Origin of the sequence: Mesorhizobium sp. M0028 (assembly GCF_040323855.1) — a bacterium.
Lineage (GTDB): Bacteria > Pseudomonadota > Alphaproteobacteria > Rhizobiales > Rhizobiaceae > Mesorhizobium.
Window position 1 is genome coordinate 95656 of record NZ_JAMYVG010000017.1, and the last position, 17722, is coordinate 113377.

The 17722-nt window shown below is 62.3% G+C and carries 20 protein-coding genes; 7 read left to right on the plus strand and 13 right to left on the minus strand.

Translation table 11 applies throughout. The features are described 5' to 3' along the window. Window positions 1-11: 11 nt before the first annotated feature. On the minus strand, window positions 12-656 hold the full coding sequence (locus NKJ93_RS25105) for a 50S ribosomal protein L25/general stress protein Ctc (RefSeq protein WP_023719196.1): 645 nt from the start codon (window positions 654-656) through the stop codon (window positions 12-14). A gap of 254 nt (window positions 657-910) precedes the next feature. Then, window positions 911-1405 (minus strand): DUF2938 domain-containing protein, encoded by a 495-nt coding sequence (locus NKJ93_RS25110; RefSeq protein ID WP_023719195.1) that lies wholly within the window; start codon window positions 1403-1405, stop codon window positions 911-913. Between the two features lie 94 nt (window positions 1406-1499). On the opposite strand from NKJ93_RS25110, the gene NKJ93_RS25115 reads away from it, so the two are divergent. Next, a complete protein-coding gene (locus tag NKJ93_RS25115) occupies window positions 1500-2177 on the plus strand; it encodes an ArsR/SmtB family transcription factor (RefSeq protein WP_023719194.1) in 678 nt (225 codons plus the stop codon). Window positions 2178-2277: 100 nt separating this feature from the next. On the opposite strand, the gene NKJ93_RS25120 is transcribed toward NKJ93_RS25115, so the two are convergent. Next, a complete protein-coding gene (locus tag NKJ93_RS25120; RefSeq protein WP_352496090.1) occupies window positions 2278-3519 on the minus strand; it encodes an MFS transporter in 1242 nt (413 codons plus the stop codon). A gap of 129 nt (window positions 3520-3648) precedes the next feature. Here NKJ93_RS25120 and NKJ93_RS25125 point away from each other — a divergent pair, with 129 nt between their 5' ends. Further along, on the plus strand, window positions 3649-4530 hold the full coding sequence (locus NKJ93_RS25125; RefSeq protein WP_352591744.1) for an AraC family transcriptional regulator: 882 nt from the start codon (window positions 3649-3651) through the stop codon (window positions 4528-4530). Between the two features lie 99 nt (window positions 4531-4629). Here NKJ93_RS25125 and NKJ93_RS25130 read toward each other — a convergent pair whose 3' ends face one another. The 6 genes from NKJ93_RS25130 to lgt form a co-directional block, all read right to left on the minus strand. Beyond that, a complete protein-coding gene (locus NKJ93_RS25130; RefSeq protein ID WP_023678427.1) occupies window positions 4630-5565 on the minus strand; it encodes a ribose-phosphate pyrophosphokinase in 936 nt (311 codons plus the stop codon). A gap of 253 nt (window positions 5566-5818) precedes the next feature. Continuing rightward, window positions 5819-6439, minus strand: coding sequence for a hypothetical protein (locus NKJ93_RS25135; protein WP_352591747.1), 621 nt, complete (start codon window positions 6437-6439; stop codon window positions 5819-5821). Window positions 6440-6493: 54 nt separating this feature from the next. Then, on the minus strand, window positions 6494-7645 hold the full coding sequence (locus tag NKJ93_RS25140) for a M24 family metallopeptidase (protein ID WP_023678425.1): 1152 nt from the start codon (window positions 7643-7645) through the stop codon (window positions 6494-6496). Next, on the minus strand, window positions 7645-8433 hold the full coding sequence (gene pgeF, locus NKJ93_RS25145) for a peptidoglycan editing factor PgeF (protein WP_023719190.1): 789 nt from the start codon (window positions 8431-8433) through the stop codon (window positions 7645-7647). Before pgeF ends, NKJ93_RS25140 begins: the two co-directional genes overlap by 1 nt. A gap of 169 nt (window positions 8434-8602) precedes the next feature. Further along, window positions 8603-9691 (minus strand): class I SAM-dependent methyltransferase, encoded by a 1089-nt coding sequence (locus NKJ93_RS25150; RefSeq protein ID WP_352591750.1) that lies wholly within the window; start codon window positions 9689-9691, stop codon window positions 8603-8605. Further along, window positions 9688-10539 carry a prolipoprotein diacylglyceryl transferase gene (lgt, locus tag NKJ93_RS25155; RefSeq protein WP_352496092.1) on the minus strand — a complete coding sequence of 284 codons (852 nt, stop codon included), beginning with the start codon at window positions 10537-10539 and terminating at the stop codon, window positions 9688-9690. The genes NKJ93_RS25150 and lgt overlap by 4 nt, the downstream gene beginning before the upstream one ends. A 130-nt stretch (window positions 10540-10669) precedes the next feature. Between lgt and NKJ93_RS25160 the strand changes: the two genes are divergently transcribed. The 3 genes from NKJ93_RS25160 to NKJ93_RS25170 all read left to right on the plus strand — a co-directional run bounded on the left by NKJ93_RS25160 (window position 10670) and on the right by NKJ93_RS25170 (window position 12168). Then, window positions 10670-10972 (plus strand): accessory factor UbiK family protein, encoded by a 303-nt coding sequence (locus NKJ93_RS25160; protein WP_023719187.1) that lies wholly within the window; start codon window positions 10670-10672, stop codon window positions 10970-10972. Window positions 10973-11301: 329 nt separating this feature from the next. Beyond that, window positions 11302-11802 carry a type III secretion system chaperone family protein gene (locus NKJ93_RS25165; protein ID WP_023678420.1) on the plus strand — a complete coding sequence of 167 codons (501 nt, stop codon included), beginning with the start codon at window positions 11302-11304 and terminating at the stop codon, window positions 11800-11802. A gap of 6 nt (window positions 11803-11808) precedes the next feature. Further along, window positions 11809-12168 carry a tRNA-binding protein gene (locus tag NKJ93_RS25170; protein WP_023719186.1) on the plus strand — a complete coding sequence of 120 codons (360 nt, stop codon included), beginning with the start codon at window positions 11809-11811 and terminating at the stop codon, window positions 12166-12168. A gap of 11 nt (window positions 12169-12179) precedes the next feature. On the opposite strand, the gene NKJ93_RS25175 is transcribed toward NKJ93_RS25170, so the two are convergent. From NKJ93_RS25175 to NKJ93_RS25190, 4 genes are all read right to left on the minus strand, one after another. Next, on the minus strand, window positions 12180-13202 hold the full coding sequence (locus NKJ93_RS25175) for a glycosyltransferase family 4 protein (protein ID WP_023719185.1): 1023 nt from the start codon (window positions 13200-13202) through the stop codon (window positions 12180-12182). 204 nt (window positions 13203-13406) lie between these two features. Further along, window positions 13407-14822 (minus strand): ATP-binding protein, encoded by a 1416-nt coding sequence (locus tag NKJ93_RS25180; protein WP_023719184.1) that lies wholly within the window; start codon window positions 14820-14822, stop codon window positions 13407-13409. Window positions 14823-14873: 51 nt separating this feature from the next. Next, window positions 14874-15593, minus strand: a complete 720-nt coding sequence (locus NKJ93_RS25185) for a response regulator (RefSeq protein WP_023719183.1) — start codon at window positions 15591-15593, stop codon at window positions 14874-14876. Then, the gene (locus tag NKJ93_RS25190) at window positions 15580-16107 is read right to left on the minus strand and encodes a MarR family winged helix-turn-helix transcriptional regulator (protein WP_023719182.1); all 528 of its coding nucleotides are present in this window, start codon (window positions 16105-16107) and stop codon (window positions 15580-15582) included. Before NKJ93_RS25190 ends, NKJ93_RS25185 begins: the two co-directional genes overlap by 14 nt. 249 nt (window positions 16108-16356) lie before the next feature. Between NKJ93_RS25190 and NKJ93_RS25195 the strand changes: the two genes are divergently transcribed. Then, the gene (locus NKJ93_RS25195) at window positions 16357-17250 is read left to right on the plus strand and encodes a branched-chain amino acid aminotransferase (RefSeq protein WP_352483089.1); all 894 of its coding nucleotides are present in this window, start codon (window positions 16357-16359) and stop codon (window positions 17248-17250) included. 145 nt (window positions 17251-17395) lie between these two features. Further along, the gene (locus NKJ93_RS25200; protein ID WP_023719180.1) at window positions 17396-17710 is read left to right on the plus strand and encodes a hypothetical protein; all 315 of its coding nucleotides are present in this window, start codon (window positions 17396-17398) and stop codon (window positions 17708-17710) included. The last annotated feature ends 12 nt before the right edge of the window (window positions 17711-17722 follow it).

The window sequence follows — 17722 nt, forward strand, 5'->3', positions numbered from 1 at the left end:
GCGGGAAGGGGTTACTTCTCTTCGGCGGCAGGAGCCGCTTCGGGCGCAGCCGCTTCAGTCGTCTCTTCTACGGCCTCCGGCTTCATCGCCGAGGAGCCGGCAATGGTCGCGATAGTGAAGTCACGGTCGGAGATCACCGGCTTGACGCCGGCCGGCAAGGTGACGGCCGAAATGTGGATCGAATCGCCAATATCGGTGCCGGTGAGATCGATGGTGATGAAATCCGGGATCGCATTGGCCGGGCAGTGGAATTCGACCTCGTGGCGCACGATGTTGAGCACGCCGCCGCGCTTGATGCCGGGCGACTTGTCTTCATTGATGAAGTGCACGGGCACGTCGACATTGACTTCGGTGTCCTTGCCGATGCGCAGGAAATCGACGTGGACCGGGAAATCCTTGACCGGGTCGAGCTGGAAGTCCTTGGGCAGAACCTGGATCTTGTTCCCGTCGACATCGATCGTGGCGACCGTGGTCAGAAACCCGCCGCCATGGATCTTGTAGTAGATGTCCTTATAGGTCAGCGCAATCGCCAGGGGAGGCTGCTTGTCGCCGTAAATCACTGCAGGCACTTTACCGTTGCGGCGAACTGCACGGGCGGACCCCTTACCGACCTGTTCGCGCGCTTCGGCCTTGAGCTCGTAAGTATCGTGGCTCATGGCATTTCCTTTCGCGTTGTTCTGGAGCGTTCGCGGCCGGCAACGTGCCGGGGCCGTAAACGTCGAAAGCCGACATAGCTAACGCATGACCTGGTCCGAAAACCGGAATCCACTTTTCGGGATCATGCGGGAAGGCGGCCTTCCGCCGCGTTGCCTCCAAGGGTGTCTACGCGGGTGGCGGCTCTATAGCGGAAGGCGGCGCGAGGTGCAAGCGGGGCGGAAGGTGCCCAGGGACGGACCGTGTCCCATCAATGTCAGGCCGGAAACGGCAGTGCCGAAAGCAATGCTGCAATGTACAGTCCGACGCCAAAGGACAGATGGGTCATAAGGCTGCGCAGGCGCGCAGTGCGCGGATTGGGAACTTTCGAAGCCGCGATGCCGATCCCAAAAGCCGGTTGCATCACGAAGAACGGGGCGACGATGGTGCAGACGCCGACCAACAGGGCCGGAAGCACTGTCGGGTGCCGTGCCCAGTCGAGGCTCCACACTCCAATCAGCGCCGCGGCAAATACGATGCCGGTCGCGTAATGTGCGCTCCATCCAATGGCGGTTTCGCCGCGAACGCGAGCAGCTTGCGCGATATTCGCGTGCGCGAAACGGCCACGCGGAAAGTGTCCGATCCAGCGGCCGACCCAGGCGTAATCAAGCGATGGAATCGCGAGCATTCGCTTCAGAAACCATCCCCAAAGGTCCATCAGGGCTGTCGCGCCGATACCAATGACGGCCGCACGGACAACGAACTCCAACATTTTTGCTCTCCTGTTTCACCCGTCAGACATTAACCAATTAGAATCAATCATTCAACATATTGATTGATTGATTGATTAATGCTAGCCAAGTCATATGAAAAGGACGGACGTTCACCACCCGATCTTCGACGAAGTAGCGGATCTCGCCCGCACCTTGGGGCATGCCCACCGGCTGGTTCTGTTGCGTCACATTGCCGATGGCGAACTGGCCGTCGAGCAGCTGACGCAGCTTTCGGGGATCGCATTGGCGAATACGTCGCAGCATCTTCAACATCTCAAGCGAGCGGGCCTGGTGCAGACCCGGCGAGACGGAAAACGCGTTCTGTACCGGCTTGCAGATGGCCCAATCGAAAACGTGTTCGCGGCGCTGCGAAGCCTTGCAAACCATAGACGCGAGCAGATCCGTGAGTTTATCAACGACAGCATTAGCCAGCCGGACAGGCTGGAAAACATCTCGCGCGAGGAACTCGTGCGCCGCATGCGAAACGACGAAGTCGTGCTGCTCGATGTCAGGCCGCAGAACGAATTCGCGACGGGACATTTGCCGGGTGCGATCAACATTCCCGCTGATGAGCTGGAGCAGCGGCTTGCGGAGCTTCCACGAGAGAAGGTCGTTGTCGCCTATTGTCGTGGGGTCCAGTGCGTTCTGTCGGCCGACGCTTTGGCAATCCTGAGGGCACGAGGCTGGGCCTCGCGCCGGTTCGAAGGCGGCTTGCCCGAGTGGGCAGCTGCAGGCCTGGGTGTAGAGGGAACGAACTACGAAAGCGGCTGACGGCCGCCAAATCGGCGTCGCCGGGCCTGGCCCAAATAACCGCAGGCGGCTGGACGGGCGCGTCGGAAGAGGGGATTCGCTTAGAAACCGAACCCGGGCTTCACCCGACCGTGGTCACCTTCCTCGCTTCCTTCATATTAGGCAGAAAAACCGTCAGCAGCCCGAGTAGCGGCAAATACGAGCAGACCTGGAAGACGAAATCGATGCCTTTCATGTCGGCGACGACGCCAAGCACGGCGGCCGCGATGCCGCCCATGCCGAAGGCGAAGCCGAAAAAGATGCCGGCGATCATGCCGACCCGGCCGGGCACGAGTTCCTGCGCGAAGACGACGACGTTCGAGAAGGCCGAGGACAGGATCAGGCCAATCAGCACGGTGAGAACCATCGTCCACTCGAAATTGGCATAGGGCAGGGCCAGGGTGAAGGGCAGCACGCCGACGATCGAGAACCAGATCATCGCCTTCTGCCCGTAGCGGTCGCCGAACGGGCCGCCGAGCAGGATGCCCAGGGCCGAGGCGCCGAGGAACAGAAACAGCATGACTTGCGACATCTGCACCGAAACGCCGAATTTATGGATGGAATAGAAGGTGTAATAGCTGGCAAGGCTGGAAATATAGGCGTTCTTGGTCAGTACCAGCAGTGTCAGCACCAGCAGCGCTCCCATCACCTTGCGGCGCGGGAAGGGCGAGACGAAGCCTGCCGCCTTGCGGGTGCTCTGCGCGGCACGCAGGCGGCTGTACCAGCCGCCGACCTGCCACAGCACGATGATGCCGATCAGCGAGCCGCCGGCGAACCAGGCGATGCTGGTCTGGCCGAAGGGCACGACGATGAAGGCTGCCAGCAGCGGCCCCATGGCCTGGCCGAAATTGCCGCCGACCTGGAACAGCGACTGTGCCAGGCCGAACCTGCCACCAGAGGCGAAGCGCGCGATGCGCGAGGATTCCGGGTGGAAGATCGCCGAGCCAATGCCAATCAGCGAGGCGCCGATGAGGAGCAGCGAGTAATGTCCAGCATAGGCCAGCACGACCAGGCCGATCAACGAAGAGGCCATGCCGTAGGGCAGCGAATACGGCATCGGCCGCTTGTCGGTAATCATGCCGATCACCGGCTGCAGCAAGGATGCCGTCACCTGGAAGGTGAAAGTCAAAAGGCCGATCTGCCAGAAATCGAGACCGTAATTGTCCTTCAGCAGCGGATAGATCGCCGACAGCAGCGACTGCATGATGTCGTTGATGCAATGGCAGAAGCTCACCGCCAGGATGACGGTGAAGGCCGTCGCCTGAGCTGAAATGTGGCTGGCCGCTGCCGGCTTGGCGTCGGCGGTTGCTGTGGTATCGGTCAAGGCAGGCTCCGTGGTCTTTTTGGCGGGCGCTCCCGCAGGCGGTCTTATGGGCCGGCTGCCTTATACGTTGCTTGTCACGCGACTTCTTTCGTGGTTTGGTCCAATAGTTTCGCAAGTGGGCCATAGCTGATGCCGCATGGCAGGGAAATGTTCAGAGCGGGCGATACCGATCTTGGGCTGTTGCATGAGCGTCGCTGGCAATGGCTGGAGCAGGCCGTCGGGCCGGCGGTGGCGCTGCCGACCGAATATCCGGACGGCTATCACGTGCCGCGGCACCATCACAGCCGCAGCCAGTTGCTGCACGCGCTGGTCGGTGTCGTGCTGGTGACGACGCGGCATGGGCGCTGGATGGTGCCCCCCAACCACGCGATGTGGATCCCAGCCGGCACCGAACACTCGGTTGAGATGCTGGGCGACGTCAGCATGCGCTCCGTCTATGTGATGCCGGAGGCCATTCCCGGCCTGCCGGACGGGTTGCGCGTCGTCGGCATCACCGACCTGATGCACAGCCTGATCGTGGAATCGGAAAAGCTGCCGCAGGGCGCCGAGCTGGAGGGGCGGGGCGGGCTGATCATGAAGCTCCTGCTGCACGAAATCCCGAACCTGCCGCAACGGCCACTCGGACTGCCGTTCCCGTCCGACGCAAGGCTGGCAGCGCTGTGCCGGCGCTTCGTCTCGGCACCGTCACCGCACGCGACGATCGATGAATGGGCCGCTATCGTCGGCATGAGCCGCCGCTCTTTCACCCGCGCCTTTCATCGCCAGACCGGATTGTCGCTGTCGACTTGGCGCCAGCAGGCCTGTCTGTTCGCGGCGCTGCCACGGCTGGCCGACGGCGAGCCGATCACAAGGGTGGCGCTCGATCTCGGCTATGACAGCGTGCCGGCGTTCATCACCATGTTCAAGCGCATGCTGGGAGCCTCGCCACGCGGTTACATGCTCGGCGCCCGTGATGCTGGTGAAGGTGTGCGGCGAATAAGCGGTCCGGCTCGGCCTGAGTCGCAGCCCTAAAGCGCGTCGCGTTCGACCGGTCTCATGCGACGCGCTTTAGGGTCTTGTTTTATGCATGTCGTTGTCGCAAAACCGCTGCTCACTTTTGCGCGACATGTATTAATCGAACAGGCTCGACACCGATTCCTCGGTTGCCGTGCGGGAGATCGCCTCGCCCATCAGTTCGGCGATGGAGATGACGCGGATATTGGCGGCGTCCAGCACTGCCTGGGTCGGCTGGATGGAATCGGTGATGACCAGTTCCTGCAGTTTCGAGGCGCCGATGCGGGCGATGGCGCCGCCGGACAAAACGCCATGGGTAGTATAGGCGGTGACACTGGTGGCGCCGTCGGCAAGCAGCGCATCGGCCGCATTGCATAGCGTGCCGCCCGAATCAATGATGTCGTCGATCAACAGGCAATCCTTGCCGCGCACGTCACCGATGACGTTCATGACTTCCGATTCGCCGGGGCGCTCGCGACGCTTGTCGACGATGGCCAACTGGGCATCGATGCGCTTGGCGAGGGCACGGGCGCGGACCACGCCGCCGACATCCGGCGACACCACCATGACATTGGCGAGCTGCTTGTATTTCGCCTTCACGTCACGCGCCATCACCGGCACGGAAAACAGATTGTCGGTCGGGATGTCGAAGAAGCCCTGAATTTGCCCGGCATGCAGATCCAGCGTCAGCACCCGGTTGACGCCCGCCCGCGTGATCATGTTGGCTACCAGCTTGGCCGAGATCGGTGTGCGGCCGGAGGCGCGGCGGTCCTGCCTGGCATAGCCGAAATAAGGAATAACCGCAGTGATACGCTTGGCCGAGGAGCGCATGAAGGCGTCGATCATGATGAGCAGTTCCATCAGATGATCGTTGGTTGGGAACGAGGTGGACTGCAGGATGAAGACGTCCTCGCCTCGCACGTTCTCCTGGATCTCGACGAAGATTTCCTGGTCAGCGAAGCGCCTGACGCTGGCCTTGCCCAGCGGAATGTTGAGGTAGCGGGCGACTGATTCGGCCAGCACCCTGTTGGAATTGCCCGCGAAGAGCTTCATGCACCGTTCCTGGCGAAGGATTGAGAGACTCCGATAGCACTCCAGCCTCTTAGTCGGGCTTTTAGCGGCCCGCGCCGGTATTGCAAGCGTCGTGAATGGGAATCCGCCGGCTAATCTCAATAATCGCTTACGGCTTGACGATGCGGCGATAGGCCCACTTCGATGCCGACAGAATCGGGATAGCTTCTATCTTTCAGTCTGAGCATGCTCTTTTCCGAAAACCGGATTCCACTTTTCGGAATCATGCTCCAGGTCAGCCGGCGCCGCCGCCAAGCCAGGTGGCGAACTGGTCGATTGTCTGGTCGGCAATCGCCTGCATGGTCGCCGGCGCGACCGCCGCCCAGCCTTCGCCGCCACCGACGGAGGGCGCCTTCTGCTGGCCGTTGATGCGATGCAGCCGGTTGCCGGCCGGGTCATAGATGTCCCAGACATAGATGACGGTGGTGTCCTTGCCTTCCGTCATGGTCGAGAAATAGCCCTTGAGCACGTGCGTTGGGGTCTGGTCGGTGCTGCCGGCCAAGGTGATGCCACGCTGCCTGGCGCGTGTCTGAAGCTCGGCGGTCAGCGGTGTCGCGGCTTCTACCGAGGCGCCGACGATCGGCGCCACCTGCAGCCGGGTTCGCGCAATGGCAGCGGCGCTTTTGGCGGGCGGCACGGCTGCTGCCGCCGGAGGCTGCGCTGTATCTGCAGTTGGCGCGGTGCCGGAAGACGGCGCCGCAGTTGAGGGGGGCGTTGCGGCGCCGCCGGCTCCGGGCAGGGATTGGGTCGATTGCGGGGCGATGGCCGAGGGTTCGAGAACGTCCTTCGCATTGGTGCAAGCCGCCAGCGCCAGCGCCGCGAGCAATGACACGGTCGTCACATGCGATCGTCTCATTAGCCTGAAAACTCCTTGGCGACGAACGCCCCTCACACTTTTTCCATTATGGATTCACTGCACGATCAAGTCGAGATCATGGCGGGACAGCGGCTTCGGCTGGGATTCGGTCGTCAGGTAGGTGCGGCCAAGGGTCATCGCCGTTTCGGTTTCGGAGTCCATGATGATCATATGGGCGAACAGCGTCATGTTCGGCGCAATCGGTTCGGGATTACCCTGATAGAACATCGGCATATCCATCCAGGACGGGGTGAAGCGGGCGCCGAGCGAATAACCGCAGGCATTGAGCCGGTGCTTGGTCAAATTGTGGGCTTCGAGTGTGCGGGCATGGGCGTCGAACACGTCGCCGAACGTATTACCAGGTGTCATCGCCTTCTCGACTGCAAGTAGCGCGGCGCGGGCGGCATCGAACAATTCCTGGTGGCGTTTCGATACCTTGCCGGTCAACACCGTGCGCATCATTGCCGCATGGTAGTGGTGGAAGACACCGGCCCATTCGAGTGTCAGCTGGTCGTTCTTGGTGAGCTTGCGGCGACCGGCCTTGTAGCGGCAGAGCAGGGCGTCGACGCCCGAGCCGATGATGAACTCGTTGGCCGGATAATCGCCGCCGCCGGCAAAGATCGCGCCTTGCATGGCGGCGAGGATCAGCGCCTCATCGCCGCCCTGCTTGATCAGCGGCAGTGCTGCGTCCAGCGCGTCGTCGGCCAGATTTGCGGCTTTTTCCGCCTTGGCGATTTCGGCCGGGCTCTTGAACAGCCGCAGCCGGCTGACAATGCCAGAGGCATCTGCGATCTGCCCGAAGGTCTGCAACTGCTCGTCGAGGCGCCGGCCATTATATGCCGTCAGGCCGTGGGTGTCGTATTCGACGCCGATGCGGGCGCCGAGCAGGTCAAGCTCGTTGAGCAAATTGCGCAGGTCGACCGCCGGATTGGCGCCGTTGCGATCCGTCCACAAAACGATGTTGTCGATGATCGAGGTGTGGCGTGCCTGGCGCAAATCGGCCGAACGCGTCAGCAGTACCATCGAGCCGTCGGCCTTGACCACCAGGCACTGGAAAAAGCAGAAGCCGAACGTGTCGTAGCCGGTTAGCCAATACATGCTTTCCTGCGCAAACAGCAGGACGGCGTCGAGCTTCTTTTCGGCGATCTCGATCATCAGTCGATCGCGCCGCGCGTCGAATTCCGAGCGTTCGAAATGCAGCGCCATCAGTCAGTCTCCAAAACGATTGCCGAAACCTGCCGTCCGTAGTCGGGCTCGTTGCGATGCGTGCTGCGCCGATAGGAGTAGAAAAGCTCTTCCTCGGCATAGGTGCAGCGGCCGAGCCCTTCGGCATTGACGCCAGCCTTGGTCAGCCGGTCGACCGTGTAGCGGTTGAGATCGAACATCGCGTGTCCGGCATTTGCGGAGGGCGCGAAATAGCGGGCATTACCGGCATCGGCGTCGACGAAGCGGGCGACGAATTCCGGTCCGACTTCGTAATTCTGTGGGCCGATGGAAGGACCGAGCACTGCGACGATGCGGTCACGCCGGGCGCCGAGGCTTTCCATTGCCGCGATGGTGTTTTCCAGCACTCCCGTGAAAGCGCCTTTCCAGCCGGCATGGGCGGCTCCGATAATGCACGCCTCGGCGTCAGCGAAGAGGACCGGTCCGCAATCGGCGGTCGAGGCCCCGATGGCAATGCCCGGCCGGTCGGTGACGATGGCGTCGGCCTTGGGACGCTCGCCGGCAAAAGGTTCCCTGGCGATGACGACGTCCGGCGAATGAACCTGATGAGCAGTCAGCAGATGGCTTGCCGCCACGCCCATCCATTCGGCGACGCGGCGGCGATTCTCGCGCACCAGCGTCTGGTCGTCGCTCGATCCGGTGCCGATGTTGAGGCCCCGGTAGATGCCGCTGGAAATGCCGCCGACGCGTGTGAAGTAGCCGTGGCGGATGCCTTGCGCCGTTTCCAGCAAGGGCGACCGAACGGGATCCGGTTTGGTCTGATTCAGCATGGCGGCTTTGTTGTCCGTATGGGCGATTTCGTCAAGCGCGTTGAAGGCGGCGAGTTGAAGGTAGGCAAGTTGAAGGTAGGCGAGTTGAAGGCGGGCGCAGTTGAAGGCGAGTGCAGTTGATGTCGGGCGCAGCCGGAGAGGGGAGAGTGGTAGAGGCGACAGCGAAAAGTCAATCCGCGCTTGCGAACGGCGGAACGGCAATGCCGGGAGGAAGGATGGCAAGCACCTTGAAGAGCTCGCCCATGGCCTGCTGACCGGCGAGGCGCTCGACGTCGGCCGCGATCTTTTCACGAGCTGCCTCATCGGCATTGGCGCCGAGCCGGCCAGCTCGTTCGAGAAGCCCCATCTTGAGCAGGAATTCACCTTGCGTGGAGAGGTGGGCATCGAGGCTGTGTGCCCGAACGGTTGCAGCGAGGGCAGCGAAATCGACATGGGCGGTGAGGTCGGCCTCCCCCGGATTCGCCAGCACGTCCTCATGACCGTGCTTGCGCAAGGCCTGCAAGGTGTCGCCGATGCCGGGCTGGAGGTGACCGTAGTCGAGAAACAGGCCGGCGCCGCCAAATCCGGCAAGTCGCCCGGCGATGGCCGCCATCAGGGCGGCGCGGGCTGGCGCCACCTCGACGATCGCACCTTGCGGCGCATTCTCGGCATCCTCCGGCAGCAGCATCGGGTCGAGCGAGCCGGCGCCGACGAAAAAGCGAAGCTGGTTCGCATCGTCGAGACCGATCATCCGTTCGCGCCAGCCGGCTCCGGCGCGGACGAACTGGCGAATAGGCACCGCGTCAAACAGCTCGTTGCCAACAATCAGAAGCTGCCCCTGCGGTAGTGTGTCGATGGTTTCATTCCAGGCGATGGTGGCCGACGTCCCGGCAAGCGTCCGTTTCTGGACCTCGGTCAACCGCGGACTGGTCTCGATCAAGACGAATGATGCGCTGGCGGTAAGCGTCGGATCGAGCCGCGAAAGGGTGCGCAGCATATCTCTCATCAGCGTGCCGCGGCCGGGGCCTATTTCGGCGATGGCGACCGGCGTCGGCCGGCCGATCGCCAGCCATGCCTGGTAGAGCCAGACGGCGACCAGCTCGCCAAACATCTGGCTGATCTCCGGCGCGGTGACGAAGTCGCCGGCGGCGCCGAACGGCTCGCGTGTCGTATAATAGCCGTCCTGCGGATCGAACAGGCAGAGCGCCATGTATTCGCTGATGGGGATCGGTCCCACCGCACCGATCAGCTCGGCGATGCGGGTCTTCAGCGGCGTCATGCGGGCTGCGGTTTTGTCACCGGCTTGGCTGTAGCCATCGCCCAGATGCCGGCCAGCACCATCGGCAGCGACAGCACCATGCCCATGGTGAGCCAGCTCGTGCCAAGGAGATAGCCGAGCTGCTGGTCGGGCTCGCGGAAGAATTCGACGAAGACGCGCGAGGCGCCATAGCCGGCAATGAAGGCGCCGCCGACGAAGCGCGGCGTCTTCAGCTTGAGCCGCGAATGAGTGAGAAAGCGCAGGACAAGGAACAACACCAGCCCTTCGAGCAGCGCCTCGTAGATCTGGCTCGGATGGCGCGCAAATGGGCCGCCATTGGGGAATTCGAATGCCCATGGAACGTCGGTCGGTCGGCCCCATAGTTCGGAATTGATGAAGTTTGCCAGGCGAACGAGGCCAAGCCCCACCGGCACGCCGGCGGCAACAACGTCGAACAGCGACCATGTGCGGATACCACGCGACCGGGAAAACAGCGTCATGGCGAGAATGACGCCGAGCAGGCCGCCATGAAACGACATGCCGCCCTGCCAGACGGCGACGATATCGAGCGGATTGGCGATGTAACGCGGCAGGTCGTAGAACAACACGTAGCCGGTGCGTCCGCCGAGCACCACGCCGATGGCCGCCCAGACGATGAAGTCGTCGAGATCCACGGGCTTCATCGGCAGGGTGCCGTCGGGCCAGAGTTTCGGGTTGGTGACGAGGCGCTTGGCATACCACCAGGCGAACAGGATGCCGACGATGTAGCCGACGCCGTACCAATGCACCGCCAGCGGTCCGATCCGGACGATGACCGGATCGATGTTGGGGAAGGGCAGGGCAGCCAGCGGCAGCAAATATTCGCTCAACAGGGTCTCCCGGTTCCGGTCAGGTTCGGGCGCGGACCATGCGGCAGGGTTTTGGCAGGGTCAAGGCGAGCATATGCTTGCATTCCGCATCGTGCGCCACTACGTCAATTCGACCAAGCGAGGATTTGCCATGGCGACCGGACCGAACCGCATTCTCGATGAATTCGCCAAGCTGATGACCGACGCAGCCGGTGCCGCGCAAGGCGTGCGGCGCGAGGTGGAGACCGCCTTCAGGGGCCAGGCCGAGCGGATACTCAACTCCATGGACGTCGTGCAGCGCGAGGAATTCGAGGCCGCTCGCGACATGGCGGCGAAGGCCAGGGAAGAAAACACCCGCCTCGCTGCTCGCATCGAAGCGCTCGAGGCCAAGCTTGCCGAAATGACCGGTCAGGCAGCGCCTGCGGCTTCGGCAAAGCCGCGTGCAAAAAAATAATAAAAATATTCGTTAAACTTTTCCACAAAGCCGGATCGCAAAAAGCGCTTTGTCGTGAATCGCTTACCGGTACTGCGTGGATCTTTCCGACAGCGCCTTTCCACATGCGAATGACGCAGTGCGAAAAATTGGGCTGGTCACGCGACTCCCGATCAATAGACTGAATTTGTTGCATGATTCGGAGCAGGGTCATGCGCCGGGCGGTGGGGTCCGGTCCGGGGTCTTTGCGTTGACGAAGTCCTGGCCGTCCGAGTTCTAGGCAGAATTGTTCGAGTGTGCCTCTCCCGCGGAGCGTGTGGTGGCGCTCCCAGAACGACAGGAAGCATTTCATGGAACTTCTCGAACTCGAATTCTCCCGCGAAATCCATCCGGTGGATGTTATCGAGCAGGTGGCCCACAACAACGACTGGTCCTTCGAGCGTGCCGGCGACGACGAGATCTCGATCTCGGTTGCCGGAAGCTGGACCGACTACCACGTTTCATTCTCCTGGATGGAGGACTACGAGGCGCTGCACCTGGCCTGCGCTTTCGACATCAAGGTGCCTGAGGCGCGCGCGCTCGAGGTGATGCGGCTGCTTTCGCTGATCAACGAGCAGATGCTGTTTGGCCATTTCGACCTCTGGGAGCAGGAAGGCGCCATCATGTTCCGCCAGTCGCTGCTGCTGGCCGGTGGGGTTGAGCCGTCGAGCCAGCAGGTCGAGGTGCTGCTGTCGTCGGCGCTGGAAGCCTGCGAATGCTATTTTCAGGCCTTCCAGTTCGTCGTCTGGTCGGGGACTTCGGCCAAGGACGCGCTCGCCGGCGTGCTGTTCGAAACCTACGGAAACGCCTGATCATCGATGAGTTCGAGCAACGCGAGAAAACCCGAGATCAGCTTCGCCGATTTCGACCGCGTCGACATCCGCGCCGGCACGATCGTCGAGGCCGAGCCTTTTCCCGAGGCGCGCAAGCCGGCGATCAAGTTGAAAATCGATTTCGGTCCCGTGATCGGGGTGAAGAAATCCTCGGCCCAGATCACGAAATACTATACACCTGAAAGCCTGATCGGCCGGCAGGTGTTCGCGGTGGTCAATTTCCCGCCGCGTCAAATCGGGCCATTCATGTCGGAAGTGCTGACGCTCGGTTTTCCCGATGAAGAGGGCGCCGTCGTCCTCGGCGCGATCGAGCGTAAGGTGCCGGACGGCGGCAGGTTATTCTAACTGCGGTTTGCTCAGGCGGCCAGTTTTCGCGTGGTACCCAGTGCTCCTTCGACCGTTTCCATGAACATTTCTGCACAGGCCTTCCAGCTGTAGCGCATAGCACGTTGCCGCGCCTCGGTGCGGTCGACGAGAAGCGCGGCGAGCGCTGCTTGCCTCAGCTCTTGCGAGACTGCGCCGCCTATGCCGTCGCCCACAATATCGATCGGCCCGGTGACGGGATAGGCTGCGACAGGCGTGCCGCTGGCCAACGACTCGATAATGACGTTGCCGAATGTGTCGGTGCGGCTGGGGAAGACGAAGACGTCGGCCGAGGCGTAGATCTCGGCCAGTTCGTCGTTCGGGCGATGGCCGAGAAAATGGGTATCGGGATATCTGGCCTTCAGCTTCGCCAATTCCGGCCCTTCGCCGACAACCACCTTGCTGCCGGGCAGGTCCAGGTCGAGGAAAGCCGGCAGGTTCTTCTCGATCGCGACGCGGCCGACGCAGAGGAAGATCGGTCCCGGAAGCCCCAGGTCCTTTCTTTTATCCGGCCGAAAATGATCGGTATCGACGCCACGCGTCCATGGCCGAAGCTTGGTGAAGCCGCGTGCCGCAAGATCGTCGGCAAGCGACTGGGTGGCGACCAGCGTGCCCTGTCCTGAATTATGGAAATCGCGCAGCCAGCGATAGGCCCATGCTTCTGGCACCGGCAGACGCGCGCTCAGATATTCCGGAAAACGTGTGTGATAGCTGGTCGTGAACGGACGGCCGGCGTTGCGGCAGTAGCGACGCGCCATAATGCCGAGCGGTCCTTCGGTGACGATATGGATGTGATCCGCCTTGCGTGCCTCGATCAGCTGCGCCACGCGGTGCGGCGTCGTCAGCGCCAGCCTGATGTCGGGATAGGTCGGCAGAGGCAGGGTGCGAAAGATGTTCGGCGTCAGGAAGTCCGTCTCGACATCGAAGGATTTCAAGGTCTCCGAGAGGCGCTCCAGCGTGTGGACGACGCCGTTGACTTGCGGGCGCCAGGCATCGGTGACCATCAGGATGCGCATGGCGGTCCCTTGGCGGAGAGCTTGATTGCTTTGCCGCGATGCCTGAACGGCGACCACGCCGCCGCTCTGGCCTCGCACCAGCGCACCCGGGCAGGCGCGGGGTCGAAATGAGGCCGCAGGGCCGAATCAATCAGGATCGCGCGCTTCATTGGCGCTCTTCACCATGGTTTCATGACGGGCGGATGAAGGCCGGCCTCGCTCCCGTCAAGCCGGAACCTTGATCACCGCCCGCAGGCCGCCGAGCGGGCTGCGTTCGAGGACGATGTCGCCGCCATGGCTGCGGGCAATGTCGCGTGCGATGGAAAGGCCAAGGCCGGTGCCGCTGGCGTCGAGGTTGCGGGCCTCGTCCAACCGCACGAAAGGCTTGAATACATCCTCCCGCTTTTCGGGCGGAATGCCCGGACCGTCATCGTCGATAGTGACGAGCAGCGAACCGCGTCCATGATTGGCATTGATCTCCACCGTCTTGGCATAGCGGAATGCATTGCCGACGACGTTGGACAGCAGCCGGGCAAAGGCATTGGGGCGCACATGGACATGCGGATCGCCGGCAAGCACGGTCGACAGCTTGCGCTTGCGCAGCGCGGCTTCCTCGCGAAGCTTGTCGAAGAAGGCTTCGAGGTCGAACCGGCCGGCGTCTTCCGATGCTTCGCCGCGTGCAAAGGCAAGGTAGCCTTCCAGCATCGACTGCATGTCGTCGATATCCTGGTCGAGTGCCTGGGTGTCGGCCGCCTTGGTCCCGGCCAGCGCCAATTGCAGCTTGAAGCGGGTGAGGATGGTCCTCAGATCGTGGCTGACGCCGCTCAGCATGGCGGTGCGCTGCTCGAGCTGGCGTTCGATGCGTTCGCGCATCTGGATGAAGGCAAAGCCGGCGCGGCGGACTTCCTCGGCGCCGCGCGGGCGAAAATCGCGAGGCATCGGCCGGCCTTTGCCGAAGCTCTCGGCCGCCTCGGCCAGCGTCAGAATCGGCCGGATCTGGTTGCGCAGGAAGGGAATGGCGATCATCAGCAGCACCAGTGAGGTGCCGACCATCCAGATCAGGAAAATATGGGTGTTCGATGCATAGGCCTGGCTGCGGCGCACGAAGACCCGCAGCACCTTGTTCTCGAGCTGGACGCGGACCTCGACGATATTTGAATTGCCGACCGTATCGATCCAGAACGGACGGTTGATCTGGCGGGTGATCTCGGACGAAAGGATCTCGTCGAGGATCGAGAAGAACGGCTTTGGCCCGGGTGGCGGCAGCGGGTCTGGCGGCAGGAGGTCGACCTTCAACTGCATGCGATCCTGGGCGATGCGGATGACGTTGGCGTAGTCGGCGTCGTGCGGATAGGTCTCTATCAGGTCGATGATGGCGGCGATGTCGCGCACCGTGGCCTGCGACAGGCGCTGCGTCACGGTCTGCCAATGGCGCTCCATGAAGACAAAGGCGACGACCGACTGCAGCATGATCATTGGCGCGATGACGATGATCAGCGAGCGGGCATAGAGCCGCTTCGGCATGTAAAGCGACACCAGGCGCCAGAAACGGTTCCAAGCGCGCGGCACGGCCTTGAGCGCCCGCGTCGCGCGGGCGCTCAAGCCGCCATCTTCCGGCCGTTCGAGTTGCGTGGTCGCCATTCGTCTTTTCGCTCACCGGCGGCCCAGCAAAGGACCGCTGTCGGCGGCATTCTATTCCACGCTGAGCCGATACCCAATACCGCGCACGGTCTGCAGCCAGACCGGATTGGACGGATCGCGTTCGATCTTGCGGCGCAGCCGGTTGATCTGGACGTCGATCGTGCGCTCGCCGACCTCGGACTCGTCGCCGACAAGCTCATGCCGCGGTATCGTTTCGCCGGCACGCGCAGCGAAGATCGCCAGGATTTCCTGCTCGCGGTCCGTCAGCTTGAGCGCCTCGCCGCCGCGCTTCAGCTCACGCCTGGCGATCTGGAAGGTATAGGGGCCGAAGACCAGCTGTTCGACCTTGGGCGTCGTCGCGGGGCCGCCGCGGCGCAAGATATTGTTGATTCGCAGGATCAGCTCGCGCGGGTCGAACGGTTTTGGCAGATAGTCGTCGGCGCCGGCCTCGAGCCCGGTGATCCGGCTGTCGGTTTCGGACAGTGCGGTGAGCATCAGGATCGGTACGTTCTTTTCCGCCCGCAGCGCCTTGGTGAGATCGACGCCGCTTTCACCCGGCATCATGACGTCGAGCACGATCAGATCGAAATCGAGGCCGGTGAGCTTGCGCCGCGCCTCGCCGGAATTTCCGGCAACGGTGACGCGAAAACCGTTTTCGGTCAGATACTGTTTCAGAAGATTGCGGATTCGGGTGTCGTCGTCGACCACCAGCAGATGCGGCGCGTCGTCTTCCGGTGCTGTCGGATGATCAACCCTCTCAATGGTCTCCATGGCTTTTCCCTGACATCTTTGCGGGCACAATGTCGATCTGCGCCCTTAGTTCCGGATTGACCATCGCCTCAAGGAACCGTTCGATAACGGCGCGTTCGGTGGCTCCGGAATCCTCCAATGCAGCATGGATGCGGCGCGACTGTGGCCGCGCCAGTGCCAGCGCCAGCGCACGGCCCTTGGCCGTCGGATAAAGCTCGCGCTGGCGGCGGTCGCGAGGGCCCTGCAATTGCACGATATGGTCGGTGTCGATCAGTTGCTTGAGCACGCGCGCCAGGCTCTGCTTGGTGATCTTGAGCACGTCGAGGAGCTCGGCGACCGTCAGGCCGGGCCGGCGATTGACAAAATGCAGAACCCGGTGATGAGCACGGCCAAAACCGTAGTCGGCCAGGATCTGGTCCGGATCGGAGGTAAAGTCGCGATAGGCGAAGAAGAACAACTCGATGATGGCGAAATCGATGCCATCCTCGTCGGTGATCGCCGTCCTGATCGGCTCTGCGGCTGCGTGGCTCGTCATCTTTTCTCCGTGTGAAGCAGGAAATTATGTCAGCACTATTGACGTATTTTCCGCGCGATGGTAATTTTTGGCAAGCTTTTCGGCGGATTGCGAACGAAAAGGCAAACGAAGCCCTTTTTTCCGGAACTTCCTGAGTTTGCCAGACCTTAAATATCCGCCTACGCTTTGAGACAATGGCCGCCCGCGGCGGCCGAGGCGAAACACGCAACGACACAATGATGTGCGGGCTGCCGCCCGCGGGAGGTTACCATGGCATCCGTTCCCTTCGACCAACTGGACGGCTTTATCTGGATGAACGGCGAATTCGTCAAATGGGCCGCCGCCAAGATCCACGTCTTGACCCACGGGCTGCACTACGCCAGCGCGGTATTCGAGGGCGAGCGCGCCTATGGCGGCGAAATTTTCAAGCTGACCGACCACACCGAACGCCTGCATGAGTCGGCGCGCCTGCTTGGCTTCAAGATACCCTACTCGGTCGCCATGATCGACGACGCCTGCCGCACGCTGTTGAAGAAGCAAGGTTTCCAGGACGCCTATGTCCGGCCGATCGCGTGGCGCGGCAGCGAACAAATGGGCGTTTCGGCGCAGAACAGCCGGATCAACTGCGCCATCGCCATCTGGCAGTGGCCGAGTTATTTCGACCCGGCGCAGAAGCTGAAGGGCATCCGCCTCGACATGGCCGAATGGCGCCGCCCCGACCCGCGCACCGCACCGTCGAAATCGAAGGCGGCCGGCCTCTACATGATCTGCACCATGTCCAAGCATGCCGCCGAGGCCAAGGGCTATGCCGACGCCATGATGCTCGACTGGCGTGGCCAGGTGGCGGAAGCGACAGGCGCCAACATCTTCTTCGTCAAGGACGGCAAGATCCATACGCCCAAGCCCGATTGCTTCCTCGACGGCATCACCCGCCGCACGGTCATCGGCCTTGCCAAGGACCGCGGTTTGGAGGTGATCGAGCGCGCCATCATGCCGGAAGAGCTTGAAGGCTTCCAGCAGTGCTTCCTCACCGGGACAGCGGCCGAGGTGACGCCGGTTTCGGAGATCGGCCCGTACCGATTCGAGGTCGGTGAGATCGCCAAGACGCTGATGAATGACTATTCTGCAGCCGTTCAACCCAACCACGCGATTGCTGCAGAATAACGAAAGTCACAGCTTTTTTATCAAGTAGGGGCGGTTTTCGGGCCGCCCCTTTTATTTAAGCGTTTGCGCATTTGACTTTCGTCCAATTCGGCGTCTCATGATGGCGTCGGCCCGGGAGGCTGGCAGCTATGGAGGGATTGGAAATATGGATATGAACACGCTTCTTCCGATCATTATTCAGGTGATTACGGGTATCATCGGTGGTCAGGCGGTGGGCGCGGCTATCAAGACGGCGGCGATGGGTCAGCTTCCCAAAATCCTGGGCGGCGCTGTTGGCGGCGTCGGCGGGGCGGCCATCCTCAGCAGCCTGCTGGGCGGTGGGGCGGTCGATCCGGCAGCAGCCGCCACGGCGGCAGGGGCCGGCAGCGCGTTGAACATTCCCAACATCGTTGGCGGTGCCGGCGGCGGCGCCATCCTGACCGGCATCATCGGTGCGGTCATGAACGCGATGAAGAAATAAGCTTTCGACGTT

Bases quoted from the DNA above. Each gene is read 5' to 3' on its own strand.
- NKJ93_RS25175 (WP_023719185.1), bottom strand. From the start codon at position 13,202: ATGCGCATCCTGATGGTCACCGATGCCTGGCGCCCGCAAGTCAACGGC.
- NKJ93_RS25115 (WP_023719194.1), top strand. From the start codon at position 1,500: ATGAAAAGGACGGACGTTCACCACCCGATCTTCGACGAAGTAGCGGAT.
- NKJ93_RS25110 (WP_023719195.1), bottom strand. From the start codon at position 1,405: ATGTTGGAGTTCGTTGTCCGTGCGGCCGTCATTGGTATCGGCGCGACA.
- NKJ93_RS25125 (WP_352591744.1), top strand. From the start codon at position 3,649: ATGCCGCATGGCAGGGAAATGTTCAGAGCGGGCGATACCGATCTTGGG.
- NKJ93_RS25170 (WP_023719186.1), top strand. From the start codon at position 11,809: ATGAGTTCGAGCAACGCGAGAAAACCCGAGATCAGCTTCGCCGATTTC.
- NKJ93_RS25140 (WP_023678425.1), bottom strand. From the start codon at position 7,645: ATGGCGCTGCATTTCGAACGCTCGGAATTCGACGCGCGGCGCGATCGA.
- NKJ93_RS25200 (WP_023719180.1), top strand. From the start codon at position 17,396: ATGGATATGAACACGCTTCTTCCGATCATTATTCAGGTGATTACGGGT.
- NKJ93_RS25190 (WP_023719182.1), bottom strand. From the start codon at position 16,107: ATGACGAGCCACGCAGCCGCAGAGCCGATCAGGACGGCGATCACCGAC.
- NKJ93_RS25105 (WP_023719196.1), bottom strand. From the start codon at position 656: ATGAGCCACGATACTTACGAGCTCAAGGCCGAAGCGCGCGAACAGGTC.
- NKJ93_RS25180 (WP_023719184.1), bottom strand. From the start codon at position 14,822: ATGGCGACCACGCAACTCGAACGGCCGGAAGATGGCGGCTTGAGCGCC.
- NKJ93_RS25185 (WP_023719183.1), bottom strand. From the start codon at position 15,593: ATGGAGACCATTGAGAGGGTTGATCATCCGACAGCACCGGAAGACGAC.
- NKJ93_RS25130 (WP_023678427.1), bottom strand. From the start codon at position 5,565: ATGAAGCTCTTCGCGGGCAATTCCAACAGGGTGCTGGCCGAATCAGTC.
- NKJ93_RS25150 (WP_352591750.1), bottom strand. From the start codon at position 9,691: ATGACGCCGCTGAAGACCCGCATCGCCGAGCTGATCGGTGCGGTGGGA.
- NKJ93_RS25135 (WP_352591747.1), bottom strand. From the start codon at position 6,439: ATGAGACGATCGCATGTGACGACCGTGTCATTGCTCGCGGCGCTGGCG.
- NKJ93_RS25165 (WP_023678420.1), top strand. From the start codon at position 11,302: ATGGAACTTCTCGAACTCGAATTCTCCCGCGAAATCCATCCGGTGGAT.
- pgeF (WP_023719190.1), bottom strand. From the start codon at position 8,433: ATGCTGAATCAGACCAAACCGGATCCCGTTCGGTCGCCCTTGCTGGAA.
- NKJ93_RS25195 (WP_352483089.1), top strand. From the start codon at position 16,357: ATGGCATCCGTTCCCTTCGACCAACTGGACGGCTTTATCTGGATGAAC.
- NKJ93_RS25160 (WP_023719187.1), top strand. From the start codon at position 10,670: ATGGCGACCGGACCGAACCGCATTCTCGATGAATTCGCCAAGCTGATG.